This window comes from Dermacoccus sp. NHGro5 (genome assembly GCF_017565385.1).
In the GTDB taxonomy this organism is placed as follows: domain Bacteria; phylum Actinomycetota; class Actinomycetes; order Actinomycetales; family Dermatophilaceae; genus Dermacoccus; species Dermacoccus nishinomiyaensis.
Genome location: NZ_JAGEKQ010000016.1, coordinates 1 through 15,238, shown reverse-complemented (window position 1 = coordinate 15,238; position 15,238 = coordinate 1). Strand labels below are relative to the sequence as shown.

The 15,238-nt window shown below is 70.3% G+C and carries 11 protein-coding genes; 5 read left to right on the top strand and 6 right to left on the bottom strand.

Annotation, left to right across the window (positions count from 1 at the left end; all coding sequences use genetic code 11):
• Positions 1–1,164, top strand: a complete 1,164-nt coding sequence (locus J4Z35_RS08095; protein ID WP_208065490.1) for an ABC transporter ATP-binding protein — start codon at positions 1–3, stop codon at positions 1,162–1,164.
• A gap of 23 nt (positions 1,165–1,187) precedes the next feature.
• Here J4Z35_RS08095 and J4Z35_RS08090 read toward each other — a convergent pair whose 3' ends face one another.
• The 3 genes from J4Z35_RS08090 to J4Z35_RS08080 all read right to left on the bottom strand — a co-directional run bounded on the left by J4Z35_RS08090 (position 1,188) and on the right by J4Z35_RS08080 (position 7,698).
• Complete coding sequence (locus tag J4Z35_RS08090) at positions 1,188–2,030, bottom strand: thioesterase family protein (protein WP_208065489.1); 843 nt, start codon at positions 2,028–2,030, stop codon at positions 1,188–1,190.
• Positions 2,031–2,146: 116 nt separating this feature from the next.
• Positions 2,147–3,526, bottom strand: coding sequence for a M1 family metallopeptidase (locus tag J4Z35_RS08085; protein WP_208065488.1), 1,380 nt, complete (start codon positions 3,524–3,526; stop codon positions 2,147–2,149).
• Complete coding sequence (locus J4Z35_RS08080) at positions 3,526–7,698, bottom strand: Pls/PosA family non-ribosomal peptide synthetase (protein WP_208065487.1); 4,173 nt, start codon at positions 7,696–7,698, stop codon at positions 3,526–3,528. The genes J4Z35_RS08085 and J4Z35_RS08080 overlap by 1 nt, the downstream gene beginning before the upstream one ends.
• A gap of 211 nt (positions 7,699–7,909) precedes the next feature.
• Here J4Z35_RS08080 and J4Z35_RS08075 point away from each other — a divergent pair, with 211 nt between their 5' ends.
• Positions 7,910–8,956 (top strand): ATP-dependent 6-phosphofructokinase, encoded by a 1,047-nt coding sequence (locus tag J4Z35_RS08075; protein ID WP_006945748.1) that lies wholly within the window; start codon positions 7,910–7,912, stop codon positions 8,954–8,956.
• A 6-nt stretch (positions 8,957–8,962) separates the two neighbouring features.
• Positions 8,963–9,376, top strand: coding sequence for a hypothetical protein (locus tag J4Z35_RS08070; protein WP_083603919.1), 414 nt, complete (start codon positions 8,963–8,965; stop codon positions 9,374–9,376).
• Positions 9,377–9,548: 172 nt separating this feature from the next.
• On the opposite strand, the gene J4Z35_RS08065 is transcribed toward J4Z35_RS08070, so the two are convergent.
• Positions 9,549–10,034, bottom strand: a complete 486-nt coding sequence (locus J4Z35_RS08065) for a hypothetical protein (RefSeq protein ID WP_074040582.1) — start codon at positions 10,032–10,034, stop codon at positions 9,549–9,551.
• A 10-nt stretch (positions 10,035–10,044) separates the two neighbouring features.
• Positions 10,045–10,941: a lysoplasmalogenase family protein gene (locus J4Z35_RS08060; protein WP_074040581.1), complete on the bottom strand. Its 897-nt coding sequence runs from the start codon at positions 10,939–10,941 to the stop codon at positions 10,045–10,047.
• A 254-nt stretch (positions 10,942–11,195) separates the two neighbouring features.
• Between J4Z35_RS08060 and J4Z35_RS08055 the strand changes: the two genes are divergently transcribed.
• Complete coding sequence (locus tag J4Z35_RS08055; RefSeq protein WP_074040580.1) at positions 11,196–11,837, top strand: hypothetical protein; 642 nt, start codon at positions 11,196–11,198, stop codon at positions 11,835–11,837.
• Between the two features lie 81 nt (positions 11,838–11,918).
• Here the strand turns inward: J4Z35_RS08055 and J4Z35_RS08050 are convergent, their stop codons facing one another.
• Entirely contained in the window at positions 11,919–12,968 is a 1,050-nt protein-coding gene (locus tag J4Z35_RS08050; RefSeq protein WP_074040579.1) for a pirin family protein, read from the bottom strand.
• A gap of 267 nt (positions 12,969–13,235) precedes the next feature.
• Here J4Z35_RS08050 and J4Z35_RS08045 point away from each other — a divergent pair.
• Positions 13,236–15,238, top strand: a 2,003-nt coding sequence (locus J4Z35_RS08045) for a bifunctional UDP-sugar hydrolase/5'-nucleotidase (RefSeq protein WP_208065486.1), incomplete at its 3' end; no start/stop codon positions are given.

The window sequence follows — 15,238 nt, the reverse complement described above, 5'->3', positions numbered from 1 at the left end:
ATGACGTCTGGTGGCGAGCGGGCCGATGGTGAGCGGGCCGCGGAGGCGGCGCGCGGGCTCGTCGTCAGCGGCGCCCGCGTGACGTTCGCCGGCCAGGAGTCACCGGCGCTCGACGACGTCGATGTCACCGTCGACGCCGGGCGCGTGCTCGCCGTCCTCGGCCCGAGCGGCTGCGGCAAGTCGACGCTGCTGCGCGCCGTCGCAGGCTTGCAGCGTCTCGACGCGGGGCGCGTCAGCTTCGACGGCGACGACGTGACGCGTGTGCCGACGCACAAGCGCGACTTCGCGCTGATGTTCCAGGACGGCCAACTGTTCGGGCACCTCGACGTCGCCGCGAATGTCGCCTACGGGCTGGCGCGACGTGGTGTGGGGCGCGCCGAGCAGGCCGCACGCGTCGGGCAACTGCTCGACCTCGTCGGGCTGCCTGGCTACGAGAAGCGTTCTCCCGCAACGCTTTCCGGCGGTCAACAGCAGCGTGTGGCGCTCGCGCGGGCCCTCGCGGTGCGACCGCGGTTGTTGCTCCTCGACGAGCCGCTCTCGGCCCTCGACAGAGGCCTGCGCGAGCGGTTGTCGACCGATCTGCGGGCCATCCTCACCGCCGAGAACGCGACCGCACTGTTCGTCACGCACGATCACGGCGAGGCGCTCACCGTCGCCGACGACATCGCCGTCATGCGCGACGGACGCATCGTCCAGCACGGTGCCGCGCCTGAGGTGTGGGCCGCGCCGTCCGACGAAGACACCGCCGATTTCCTCGGCTTCACGACGACCCTGGACCCCGACGAGGCGGCAGCGGTGGGCCTCGCGCCGGGGCGTTGGAAGTTGCGTCAGAGTGCGCTACGGGTGGTTGCGACAGGAACGGCGTCCGGCTCCTCTTCGGGAGACGAGGCGGCAACGAATGATGCCGGGGCGGCGCGTAGTTCCGCGTGGGGCGAAGCGGCCGAAGCGCGTGACGCCCGGGCCCCCCGCGCGCTGGCGGCGAGCGTCGTGCACAGCGCGGTGGCGGACGAGGTGACGCGCGTGAGCGTCCGGCTCGATGCGCTGCCCACGCTGGAGCTGGCTGCCGTGGCCTACCCCGGCGATGTCGAACCGGCCGCGCTCGAGCCCGGCGCCCGCGTCGGCGTCGCGCTCGACGCCTCCCAGGGCGTGCAGTTCACCCACTGACGATTCCCGGGCAACATCGCGCGTCAGAGCTTGCGGACCGTCAGGCTCTGCGCGATGCGTCCGACGGGGCCGTGGATGTCGTGCAGTGACGTCATCGTGACGCCGAGCCCGCTCTCGCCCATCGCGACGGTGGTGTCGAATCCCGTTGCGGTGGGGTCGGGTTGGCGGAAGAGGTGCACCGTCAAATCGACGTTGGGGTACATCCACTCGCGCGGATCGACGCGGACGGCGATGCCGTTGGCGCCGTCGATGACGGAGAGGAAGTGCGTCGTCGGGGTGACCTCTTCACCCATGACGATCGGCAGGTGCGTGCGCAGCCAGACGCGGTGTCGGCCCGGCACGTAGGGTTCGGCCTCGTAACCGTCGAGGGAGTGGATGAAGCCGCCCGGCCACATGCTCGACATGCTGTAGGGGGTGCATTCTTCGAGGGGCGGCATGGCAGGCACGTCGGCGCCCGCCACCGGTGAGGAATCCTGCTTCGACAGACGCCACGCGCGCCCGACGATGATGGTTCGTCCGTCGACGCTGAACGTCGCTTCGACGAGTTCGATCGTGCGGCCGGGGCGGATCGTGCGCACCGACACGAGCGTCGGACGCAGCGGGATGAAGCCGAGGACGTCGAAGGTGATCTTCGCAAGCTGCATGTCGTCGCGCGGCTCGTGCTGTTCGATGCAGTGCACCATGAGCCCTGCCGACGCGGCGAGGTGCTGCTCGCCCTCGTTCCAGGCGCCCTGCACGTGGATCGTCGGATCGAACAGGCGCGCGCCCTCGGGGGCTCCTTCGGGGGTCTCGAGGCGGGGGATGAAGTAGGCGTCGACGTCCTCGCGCGGCGTGAACGCAGGAAGCTCAGGTGCATCAGCTGGCATGCCCTCACCCTACCCATCTGGTGTGACCTGGATCGCTTCGGTGGCGGCGCCGCGTACCCATCTGCGATTCCTGTCCACACTTGCGATTCTTGTCCACATTCAATGGCTCGAGCGGGTCAGACGCGCGTGGAGCCTGGCCCAGGCAGCTGCGGCAGGGGGAGGGTCTCGAGCCACTCGGCGATGAGGGCGCCCACGGGTTCGATGCCGGCTGCGGCAGCCACCTCGTCCGCGAGCCGAGCGAACTGCTGCGTCGTCACCGTCTTGCCGATGTTCTCGGCCACCCATCGCTGCAGCAGCGTGAAGAACGCGGCGTCACCCATCGTCAGGCGCAGGGCGTGCAGCGTCAGCGCTCCGCGCTTGTAGACGCGGTCGTCGAACATGTCCTTCGGGCCCGGATCGTGCAGGCGCAGATCCTGCGGCAGCCGCGACAGGCGCAGCCACGCCTCGCGCGCCCGCTGGTCGGCGCTCCCGAGATGGATCTCCTCGCTCCACAGCCACTCGCTGTAGCAGGCGAAGCCCTCGTGGAGCCAGATGTCCTCCCACGACGCCGCCGTCACGGCGTTGCCGAACCACTGGTGCGCGAGTTCGTGCGCGATGAGGCGCTGTGCGTCCCAGCCGCGGTTCGCGAAGTTCGAGCCGAACGTCGACAACGTCTGCGACTCGAGGGGGATCTCGAGCGGGTCGTCGGTGATGACGGCCGTGTACGAGGCGAAGGGGTACGCGCCGAAGCGCGAGGAGAAGAAATCGATCATGTGCAGCTGGTCGGAGAACGCCTCTCGGACCGGCTCACGCAGACGAGGCGGGAACACGAGGCGGACGTCCGTCGGCTTCGCCTGGATCTGACGGGTCTGGTACGGCCCGATCTGCAACGTCGCCAGGTACGGAGACATGGGTGCTGTGCACTCGTACGTCCACGTCGCACGTCGGCCCGTGTGACGGCGGCGCAGCAGGGTGCCGTTGGCGACGACGTGGTACTCGGCATCCGTCGTCACGGCGAAGCGGTAGACGGCCTTGTCCGCGGCACGGTCGTTGCACGGGAACCACGTCGGCGAACCGTGGGGCTGCGACGCGACGATGACGCCGTTCTCCAGCTCCTCCCAGCCCGCGTCGCCATCGGGCCCGCGCATCGGACCGGGCGAACCCTTGTAGGCGACGGTGACGGTGAAGCGCGCGCCCGGCGCGAGCGGCTGCGCGAACCGGATGAACAGCCGCGAACGCTCCTGGCCGAACCGCGCCATCTTCGCGCCCGACACCGTCAGCTTCGCGACCTTGAGCCGGTGATGCAGGTCGAGTTCGATCCGGCGCACCCCGCCGTCGTCGAGCGAGGCCTCCGGCACGTCGTCGACGATGCGGCAGGCGAGCACGGCCGTGGCGTCGAGACGGTTACCGGCGGGCGTGTAGTCGAGGGTCAGATCGTAGGAATCGACGCCGAACGCCAGATCGCCGTGACCCGGGACGTAGGGGTCGGCGCCGCCGCTCGGAGTGCTGCTGAACATCAGGAATCGCTTTCGGGTCGTGCGGTCGGCGTGGCGTCGCGTCCCTCGAAGGAGGCGCCGTTCGTGACGGGCTGCCCGTCGCCGGGGTGTTCGTCGGATGCTACCGGTGAGGACGGTTCGTCGTGGAACTCGACGTGGGTCGCGCCCTGCGAAGTGCGCGCCGCTTCGTCATCGTGCGCGACGGCGTCGGTTTCCATCTCGCCGCCGTCGCGGCGGGCGTCGGCGGGGTTCTCGTCCTCGATCCACGGGCCGATGGGATTGCCGAGCCAGCGGGTCTTGTCAGGCACGCTCTCGCCGCGCATGACGAGGGACGTCGGCCCGACGGTCGCGTGCGTGCCGATCTTCGCGGCGGGCAGGACGACGCTGTTCGGGCCGAGCGTCGCGCCGGCGCCGAGGGTGACGGTGTCCATCGCGAGGATGCGGTCGTGGAACAGATGAGTCTGCACGACACAACCCGAGTTGACGCAGGCGCCGTCGCCGAGGCGGATGAGGTCGGCTTCGGGCAACCAGTACGTCTCGCACCACACGCCGTGGCCGATCTTCGCTCCCATCGCGCGCAGCCACAGGTTGAGCACCGGCGTGCCGCCGTTGGCGCGGATGAGCCAGGGCGCGGCGACGACCTCGGTGAACGTGTCGGCGAGTTCGTTGCGCCACACGAACGAACTCCACAGCGGGTATTCGGTGACGCGCAGGCGCCCGACCAGTAGCCACTTCGCGATGACGGCGGACGCCCCGCCGAGCGCGCCGAAGCCGACGAGCACGAATCCTGCCGTCAGCGCCGCCAGCCACCACGAGTGCGTGTCGGCGACCCACAGCATCGTCAGCGCTGCACCGGCGATGAGCGCCGAGTGCAGCGACTGCGGGATGATCCGCAGCGCCTCGACGACGGCGCGCGCGACACGCAGCTTTGTCGGCGGCGCGGTGGTACGGGAGGCGTCCGTCTCACCGGCCTGGCGGCGCAGACGTTGCGGCGGCGAGCCGAGCCAGCTCGTGCCCTTCTTCGCCGCCCCGCGTGCGGGCGCGGCCGACAGTACGGCGACGAGGCCGCGCTTCGGCACCTTGCGCCCGGGCGCGGCCATGCCCGAGTTGCCGATGAAGGCACCCTTGCCGACCTTGACGGGCGCGATGCGAATCCAGCCGCCGCCGAGTTCGTAGTTGGCGACGAGGGTGTCGTCGGCGAGGAACGCGCCCTCGCCGACGTCCGCCATCTTCGGCAGCATGAGCACGGTCGAGGCCTCGACCTCACGTCCGATCTTCGCGCCGAGCGCGCGCAGCCAATTAGGCGTCAGCGTGCTCGAGTAGAGCGGGAACAGCCAGGTGCGGGCCTCGTCGAGGATGCGCATTGTCGTCCACGCGCGCCAGCCCTGACCGCCGTGAATCGGGTGGTGGCCGGCGACGAGGCCGCGGCCGAGGGCGCGCACCGCAGCCAGGATGACGAGTGCCGTGACGACGAAACCGACGAGCGTCGCCGGGATGACGCCGATCGCGCCGATGCGGGCGATGTCCGCGACCGAGTCGGCGTGACGCAGCCAGGGCCACAGCACGGCCAGCCCGGCCGCCGAACCCACCGATGGGATGAGCGACGCGGCGATGCCCGTCGCGCCGTACGCGACGAGCCAGATCGGCTTGTTCGGCGGCGCCTGCTCGTCCCACGGGCCGCGTGCGGTGCCGATGTGCTCGGCAGGCGCCCCGGACCAGAGCTGATCGGCGGGCACCCGACCGAACACGCCCGAACCGGGAGCGATCTCCGCGCGCTTGCCGACGCGGGCGCCGGGCAGCAGCGTCGAGCGCGTGCCGACGCGGGCGTTCGGTCCGACCTCGATGCGTCCGAGATGGAACGTGTCACCGTCGATCCAGTGCCCGCGCAGCTCCACCTCGGGCTCGATCGAGCAGCCCTTGCCGAGCGTGAGGAAGCCGGTGACGGGCGGCAGGCTGTGCAGGTCGACGTGCTTCTTGATGTCGCAGCCGAGCAGGCGGCCGTAGAACTTGACGAGCGGCGCACCGGCGAGGTTGGTGGCGCCCAGTTCGTCGGCGATGCGTTCGGCGAGCCAGACGCGCAGGTGGGTGCGTCCACCGCGGCTGTACGCGCCCGGCGTCACCCCCGCGAGGATGGTGCGGGCGAATCCGGCGGCCAGCAGCATCCGCCCCGGCGGGGCGACGAACAGCACCCAGCCCACGAGGATCCACCACCAGCTCAGCGTCGGCACCCACGTCATGCCGGAGGCGTGCGCGAGGTTCGCGCCGGCACCCAACCACGTCAGCCAACGCAGCGCCGAGAACTGGCGTACAGCGAGCGACGCGACGACCTGCAACGTCTGCGTGCTGCGGCGCACCTTGACGACGTTGTCGTTCAATCGCCCGGTGGGAGAGGACATCTGGTCGATCGTCGCGGCGAGTTCGGTGATCGAGTTCGCCTCGTAGACGTCGGCGACGGTGATCTCCGGGTTCGTCTCACGCAGCCGCGCGACGAGCTGCGCCGCCGTCAGCGAGCCGCCGCCGAGGTCGAAGAAGTTGTCGTCCGGCGACGTCGGGGGAGTGCCCAGGATGCTGGCGAACAGCTCCTGCAGCCGCGCCGCCGTGCCCGTGAACGTCTCGCCGTCGCCGTCACCCATCGGGATCTCGAGGGGCCATGGCAGCGCATCGCGGTCGATCTTGCCGGAGGTGCGCGTCGGCAGCGTGTCGACGACGGCGAGCTGCGGCACGAGCGCCGCGGGCATCGTCTCGCGCAGGTGCGCGGTGGCGGCCTTGCGGTCGAAGCCGTCCTTGACGGTGAGGTAGCCGACGAGCAGCTTGTTGCCCGTCTCCGAGGTACGCACCGCCGCAGCCGCACCACTGACGTGCGGCAGTTGCAGCAGCGCGGAGTCGACCTCGCCGAGCTCGATGCGTCGGCCGTTGAGTTTGATCTGGTCGTCGGCGCGGCCTTGGAACGTCAGACCGATCGGATCGTTGACGACGATGTCGCCGCTTCGGTACGCGCGATCCCACCCGAGCGTCGGCATCGGCGCGTACTTCTCCGCGTCCTTGGCCGGATCGAGGTAGCGCGCGAGGCCGACGCCGCCGATGATGAGCTCGCCCGCCTCACCCTGCGGCACGGGGTTGCCCTCGGAGTCGACGACGGCGAGATCCCACCCGTCGAGGGGCAAGCCGATGCGCACGGGTGGCTCACCCGTCAGCTGCGCGGCGCAGGCGACGACGGTCGCCTCCGTCGGGCCGTAGGTATTCCACACCTCGCGGGCCTCGGTCGCGAGACGGGCACCGATCTCGGGCGGGCACGCCTCGCCGCCGAGGATGACGAGGCGGACGTCCTTGATCGCCTCGTGCGGCCACAGCGCGACGAGCGTCGGCACCGTCGAGATGATCGTGATGTCGTTCGCCGTCAGCCACGGCCCCAGATCCATGCCCGACTTCACCAGGCTGCGCGGTGCGGGCACGAGGCAGGCACCGTAGCGCCACGCGAGCCACATCTCCTCGCAGCTCGCGTCGAACGCGACGGACAGACCCGCCATGACGCGATCACCCGGCGCGATGGGTGCGTTCTGCAGGAACAGGTTGGCCTCGGCGTCGACGAACGCCGCAGCGTTGCGATGCGTGACGGCCACGCCCTTCGGCTTGCCCGTCGAACCCGAGGTGAAGATGATCCACGCGTCGTCGGTGAGGGCAGGGTCGCCGGTGCGCACGTCGTCATGCGCCGCGGCGTCGTCGGCGTGCGGCGCGCGGGGGCTGATGACGAGGTCCTTGCCGATGATGGCGGCGACGTCGGCCTCGCCGAAGACGGTGTCGGCGCGCTCGTCGGGGTCGTCGAAGTCGACCGGCACGTACGCGCAGCCCGCGACGAGCGTCCCCGCGATCGCGACGTACAGATCAAGGGTTCCCGACGGGATGCGGATGCCGATGCGCTCACCCGAACCGATGCCCAGCTCGTGCAGGGCGTCGGCGAACTGCTCTGCGGCCTGGGCGAATTCGGCGTACGTCAGCACGTCCTGGCCGTTGTCGACGGCCGGGTCGTCCGGGTGCGCGGCGACGCTCGCGCGCAGGATGTCGACGAGTGTGCGCGGCGCGGGAGCCAGATCGCCACGCAGCAACGGGTCGCGGGTTCCGGATGGCTCTGGCTCCGCAGCCTCCGGCTCGGTGGGAACAGGGGCTTGAGGCGTCGTGTCGTCGGGGCGCGTCATGCTCACGGATCCTGCCGTCGAGGTGTGGTGACACCTCATCGTAATGGGCAACGCTCCTCCCGACGGGTGTCCCCCGCGCACGCGCGATGCGTCGCGCCGGCTGCCGTCCCATCCACATGGCTGCGGGTCTACTCGTCCGTAGGGAGAGACGCGACGTCCCACCCGGCGGTGCGGGTGCCCCCTGCCGCCGCGCATGGGAGAAACTAGGCGCATGAGCATCGGCATCCTGACCTCTGGCGGCGACTGCCCCGGCCTCAACGCCGTCATCCGTGGCGCGGTGATGAAGGGCGACAAGATCTATGAGCAGGAGTTCGCCGGCATCCGTGACGGGTGGCGCGGCCTCATCGTCGACGACGTGTTCTCCCTTCCACGCCGTCGCGTGCGTGGGCTGTCCAAGGAGGGGGGCACCATCCTCGGCACCTCCCGAACGCACCCCTACAACGGCATCGACGGCGTCGGAGGCCCCGACGCGATCCGCGCCGTCATGGAACGGCACGGCATGGAGGGGATCATTGCGATCGGAGGCGAGGGCACGCTGTCGGGTGCCGCGCGTCTCGCCGCTGACGGGCTGCCCGTCGTCGGCGTGCCGAAGACCATCGACAACGACCTGTCGGGCACCGACTACACCTTCGGTTTCGACACCGCCGTCTCCATCGCGACCGAGTCGATCGACCGACTGCGCACGACGACGGAGGCGCACCACCGCTGCATGGTCGTCGAGGTCATGGGCCGTCACGTCGGCTGGATCGCACTGCACGCCGGGCTCGCGAGCGGCGCCCACGCCATCCTCATCCCCGAGGTGTCGGTGACGCTCGCGCAGATCACCGAATGGGTACTGCTGACGCAGGCGCGCGGGCGTGCACCCGTCGTCGTCGTGTCCGAGGGGTTCCAGCTGAAGAACGACAAGGGCGAACTCGAGGACATCGCGGCCGAACGCGGCCTCGATGCCGCCGGACGCCCGCGCCTCGGTGGCATCGGTGAGGCGCTCGCACCGCTCATCGAACGCTCAACCGGCATCGAGACGCGCGCCGCGACGCTCGGCCACCTGCAGCGCGGCGGTGTGCCGACGGCCTACGACCGCGTGCTGGCCACGCGCTTCGGGCACGCCGCCATCGACGCCGTCATGCAGCGCAAGTGGGGTCAGATGGTGGCGCTCTCGGGCATCGACATCGTGACGGTGCCGATGGCCGAGGCGACGAAGGAGCTCAAGACCGTCCCGCGCAAGCAGTGGGACGAGGCAGCCGTCCTGTTCGGGTGATCGACGGTGCATGAGACGCGCTGGGCGCGCGCCGTCCGGCGTGGGGGCCAGTACCTCGGCGCGGGTGGCGGGGGTGCGGGCGGCCGCGACGACCTCGTCGTCATCGTCGTGTTCTCCCCTCTCAGCCACGTCGACGCGGTGCGTGATGCTGCGGCGCGGGCCGGGGCGGGTGCGATCGGCGACTACCGGGCGTGCTCGTTCAGCGTCACCGGCGAAGGGCGCTTCGAACCGCTCGCCGGCGCGCAGCCCCACATCGGCGCCGTAGGGCGCCCCGAGGTCGTGCAGGAGCAGCGCATCGAAGTCGTGTGTCCGCGGCGCGACGCCGTGCGGGCGCTCGACGCCATGCTCGCCGCGCACCCGTACGAGGAACCGGCCTGGCACGCCTACCGTGCGCTGTCGCGGGAGGATCTTGCGGGGTGATCGCTGCGCGTGATGCGGCGCGGCGGCCTCGCAAGACGCGCTGGGGTGGCCTCGCGTGATGCAGGATGGCGACTGGCGAACAGGGAGGCACGCAGTTGCGCGCCTACGTGTGAGTTACCTGCCATCCGGCGGGCGTCTCCTGCGGCGCCGGGCCGGCGAGCACCCAGACCCGTCAGGGCCACAGCCAGCAGTAGACGTGCTTGCCCTCGTCGCCGGCCGTCAGCGCGAGCGCGACGAACTGGGCCAGGAACTCGCCGAGTTCACGCGGGTCGGCGTCCCACTCGTCGGCGTCCTCGGGTGCTTCGACGGCGGCCCATTGGGCGGCGAGGTCGTCGAACGGCCCCTCGCGCGTCGACATGAGCGCGACGAAGCCCGGGTCGACCTGCAGGACGAACTTCTGCTCGTCGTCACTCGTCGCGACGAGCGCGGGCCAGCCGTTCGTCACGAACTCCTCGACGGGCACGCCCGTCAACAGCTCGTTGAGGTAGCCGAGCGCGAGGCCCGGATCGACGACCTGGGAGGGGACGACGTCGTATTCGACTGCCGGAGCGTCGGATTCGTCGTCGAACGGGATCGAGCGCACGCCCGTCTCGAGGTTGACGAGCGCCGCGGCCTCCTCGTCGGACGCGGCGGCGAAGTAGTCGATCTGCAGAGCCATGCCTGCATTATCACCCGCGGTGACATCGCGCGGGAGTGATGTCGTCGGCGGCCAACGCGTCGACGAGCATCGCGAGCGCCGCGGTGTACGTCGCCATGACGGCGGTGTCGGCGACGCGCCGCAGCCTGCTGTGCGGCAGCAGTTGTCGGGTGACGATGAGGGCGTCGCTCGTGAGGAAGATGGCCCCGCCACGGGCGGTACGGGCGTCGTCCTGGGCGAGCATGGCCATGGCGACGAGGAGCGCCCCGTAGGTCGCGACGACAGGGTCGGGCAGTGCGGACGATGGCGCGTCGGGCGTGCGCGGCTCGGCGGCGCGCGGCTGAACCCTGGCGGCGTCCGGGTTGTGAGCGGCGCTCGGAGCGCTGTCGTCCGGCACGATCGACGAGACGGAATCGCGCCGGGCGGCAACGTGATCGACCACGGCGAGCGCGGCGAGCGTCGTCACGCCGACTGCGATCGTGCGCGGCGTGAAGCGCTGGCCGCGCGTGCGCATGACGGTGAGCAGGCCGAGCTGCTGTACACCGAATGCGGCCGCGCCGCGACGCAGATGACGGCGAGCCGCCGCGCCCTCGCTGCGCGACTCGGCGAGCATGAGGTGGTCGCCGATGGCCGAGCCGGTGAGGGCGACGAGCAGCGTGCCGGTGGTACGACGGCGACGCGGGATCCACGCCCCCGGGCGAGTCGCGACGTCGAGCGCGGCGAGCGGTGCGACGAGATGCTTGGTGACGGCGTGGAGGCGATCGTCGGGCAACAGAGCCCCGAGGCTGGTCGTCGCAGCGACGACGACGTATGCCGCGGCCGAGGGGCGCGTCGTCGCGAGGCGAGCGATTGCAGGGCGCGTGACCGCGCCGGGAAGTGAGGTGATTGCGCGGCCTGCCGAACGGTGGCGCAGAGGACGCAGTTTCATGCCCGCTCACCGTGCGTCATCGTCATCTCTCCTTGAACTCGGGTTCGGTCTCGGGGCGCGTCAGCGCCGTTCTCGTCCGCTCAGCATCGCAGCTTCGCGATAGCCTCGCGATGGATATCGACCCCGCGGGCGTGGATAACGGGCAGGCAGCTTCGCGGGGCGGGTTCTGTGTCGCCGCAGTGAGCACGAGGTGGCGAGCTCAGGTTTGCCTGCACTGGTTGGCGCATCTCGCTGCGCGGCCGCATGATCGGCGCATGAATCGCCTGCCCGAACCGCTCGACGAGGTGCTCTTCCCCGCCGAGCTGTTCCGCCCCGAAAGCGTCGACAAGCCCGCCGCGGACGACGGCGTCGTCGCCAACTCACGCCTGACCGCAACGCTCGGGGCCTCGCTCGTCCTCATCCTGGGCGCCGTCGGCGTCACCTTGCTCGACGTCGAGGGGCTCATCGAGTGGCATGCGGGGCTGGGCATCGCCGCGGGCGTCGTCGTCCTCGTCAAGCTGACCTCCACCGGCTACCGGCTCGTGCGTTACTACACGCGCGACGGCCGCTACGTCGCGTCAGGGCCACCGTTCATCGTCCTGCGACTGCTTGCGCCGCTGCTCGTGGTGCTCACTGCGGGCGTCATCGGCACTGGCATCGTGACGTTGTACGAACCGGACACGATCTGGCTGACGCTGCACGAGGCGTCGTTCTGGGGGTGGATCATCTGCGCCGCGACGCACGTCCTCGCCTACGTGTGGCGGCTGCCGAAGGTCATCGCAGCCCCGCGCGGTCAGCGCGCACGCCCTCGGACGGCGCCCGCGGTCACGGCCGTCGTCGCGATCGTCACCCTCGCACTGGCCGTCGGCTTCGCGGTGTGGTTCGTCATGCAGATGCCCGCTCTGCCGGTTGGGTGACGACGCCGGCCGGCCCGTCGTGGGCGACGAGCCGGCCTCGAAGGTGGACGAAAATCGCCGATGGGGACGGCGGCGCGGTGGTCAGGGGGTCGTGATGGTGCCTCCGTGCGGCATGGCGGCCACGGCGTCGCGCAGTTCTTCCTCCGTCGCGCGGTAGGGGCGCAGGGCGTCCGCGGGGACGCGGCCGAGGCGTCCTGAGCGGAAGTCCTCGAACGCCGCCATGACCTCCGCCTTCGTGTTCATGACGAAGGGACCGTACTGCACGACGGGTTCCTTGATGGGGCGACCGCCGAGGAGAAGCACCTCGAGCGACGGGGTCTCGACGTCCTGGCGGGCGTCGGCGGTCAGCGTCATGAGGTCACCGGCGCTCGTGACGATCGTCTGACCCGCCGAGATGGGCCGGGGCGACGAACCGTCAGCGGGCGTGCTGCCGATGGTGCCCGAACCGGACAGGACGAACACGAGGCCGTTGTAGGACGCCTCCCACGGGATGTCGGCGCGCACGCCGGCAGGGATCGTCGCGTGTGCCATCGTGATCGGCGTGTGCGTGCTGCCCGGGCCGCGGAAGCAGCCGATGGAGCCGGCGATGATGCGGATGAGCGCGGCACCGTCGTGCGTCGTCACGAGCTCGGAGTCCGTGCCGTCGATGTTCTGGTATCGCGGGTCGGCGAACTTCTGCGCGGCCGGCAGGTTGACCCACAGCTGGATGCCGTGGAAGAAACCGCCCGAGACGACGAGCTCGGCCGGGGGCGTCTCGATGTGCAGCACGCCGGAACCGGCCGTCATCCACTGGGTGGCGCCGTTCTCGATCATGCCGCCACCACCGTGCGAATCTTGGTGCTGGAAGCGCCCGTCCATGATGTAGGTGACGGTCTCGAAACCGCGATGCGGGTGCCAGTCGGTGCCCTTCGGCTCGCCCGGGGCGTAGTTGACGGCGCCCATCTCGTCCATGTGGACGAAGGGGTCGAGCTCGTCGTGAGCGATGCCGGCGAAGGCGCGCGTGACCGGGAAACCCTCGCCCTCGTACCCCTTCGGGCCGGCCACGTGACGGGTGACGCGGCGCTCGCGGGCCGTGGCCGCGGGTGCGGCGAGGCGCGGCAGCGTGAGCGTGTCTGCGGTGACGGCGGGCATGTGATCCTCCTGGCGATCGGTTGCCTGGTTCAACCTAGTTTACATTTCAACTATTCCGCCTGGCGGGGTGGGTGAGGTGGACGGCCGCCGCCGCGGTTTCGCCCGTGGTCGACGACGTCAGGCGAACACTTGGTGAACATCACGCGCAGGGGGCGCTGGGGGCACCCAGGGGGCGGCCAGCCTGCGCACAATGAGGCGCTGTCCTTCCCCGCGGCGACGTGCCCCAGGCCGAGCGTCCGCCGAACACTTCGAACCTCGAGGAACCTCATGACCAACCGCATCGCGCGCACCTGTGCCCTCTCCGGTGTGCTCGCACTCGCCTTCGCCGGTGCCCTGACGCCTGCCGCGAACGCCGCCACCGTCGTTCCCACGCTCGACGCCGACCTCACGCCCGTCACGCTGCTCGGCACCAACGATTTCCACGGCCACTTCACGAAGGACTTCGCCTGCACCGTCGCCTCGGCCGAGCAGGAGTTCCCGGGTTCGGCGTTCATCTCGGCCGGTGACAACGTCGGCGGTTCGCCGTTCGAGTCGGCCTCGCAGGACGACAACCCGTCGATCGACTACCTCAACGCCCTGAAGCTGCAGGTCTCCTCCGTCGGCAACCACGAGTTCGACAAGGGCTTCGACGACCTGACCGGTCACGTCCAGTCGCGCGCGCAATGGACCTACCTCGGTGCCAACGTCTACGAGAAGGGCACGACGACGCCCGCGCTGCCCGAGTACAAGGTGCTCGACGTCAACGGCGTCAAGGTCGCCGTCGTCGGTGCCGTCACTACGGACACGAAGAACATGGTCGGCGCCGACGGCATCGCGAGCATCGACTTCGGTGACCCCGTGGCCGCCGTCAACCGTGTCGCCGCGAAGCTGAAGGACGGCGACCCGTCGAACGGTGAGGCCGACGTCGTCGTCGCCGAGTACCACGAGGGTGCGCCGGAGGGCGGCAGCGCGACGCTGGAGCAGATGGAATCCGCGAGCCCCGTCTTCAAGAACATCGTGACGAAGACGAGCGCGAACGTCTCTGCGATCTTCACCGGCCACACCCACCAGCTGTACGACTGGGACGCTCCCATGCCTGACGGCGACGGCACGCGCCCGATCATCCAGACCGACTTCTACGCGCACAACCTGGGCATCCTCAACCTCGGCTACGACAAGGCCTCGGGCAAGGTGAAGCAGTACTCCGTCGTCAACCGCAAGGTCACGGCGCCGACGGACGCCTGCGCGTCGCTGCCCGCCTACACCGCGGCGGCCTCCATCGTCGACTCGGCGAACGCCCGCGCCGCGCAGATCGGTCAGCAGGTCATCGCGCAGGCCACGGGCCCGATCACCTCGGCGCTCAAGCCCGACGGCTCGCGCGACGACCGTCTCGCCGAGTCGAACCTGTCGAACGCCATCGCGCAGAGCTACGTCGACTCCCTCAACGCGCCCGGTCGCCCGGGCAGCGTCGAGATCGGCATCATGAACCCCGGCGGCGTGCGCGCCGACCTCGTCCCCGACGCCGCGGGCAACCTGACGTTCGCGCAGGCCGCGGCCGTCATGCCGTTCAACAACACGGTCGCGACGCGTGAGATCTCGGGCGCGACGTTCGTCAAGCTCCTCGAGCAGCAGTGGCAGCCCGACGGCGCCTCCCGCCCGTTCCTCAAGATGGGCCTGTCGAGCAACGTCACCTACACGTTCGACGAGACCAAGCCCGCGGGCTCGCGCATCACCAGCGTCATGGTGGGCGGCAAGCCCATCGACCCGGCGGCCAAGTACACCGTCGCGTCCAACTCCTTCCTCATGGCCGGCGGCGACAACTTCACCGCCCTCAACGAGGGTGGCCCGATCTCCGACTCCGGTCTCATCGACCAGGGCCTGTTCGTCGAGTGGCTCAAGGCGCACAGCCCGGTGAAGCCGTCGTACGCCAAGCAGTCGCTGTCGATCCACGGGCAGCCGACGAACGTCAAGGCCGGGGAGAAGGTCGAGTTCACCGCCTCCGGCTTCGACATGACGAGCAAGAACTCGCCGACGAACACCTCGGTCGAGGTCTCGATCGCCGGCCACGTGGTCGGAACGTTTCCGATCAGCGCGACGAGCGCCGCCACCCCGCCCTACCCGGCCAACCACGGTGAGGCCACGATCTCGTTCACCGCCCCGAGCGACCTCGCCGCCGGTGACGCCGTCATCACGCTGAGGGCCAAGGAATCCGGCACGACGGGCAGCTTCCCCGTGACGCTCGAGGCCGGCGCCACGACGACCCCGACGCCGACGCCGACGACCGAGCCGAC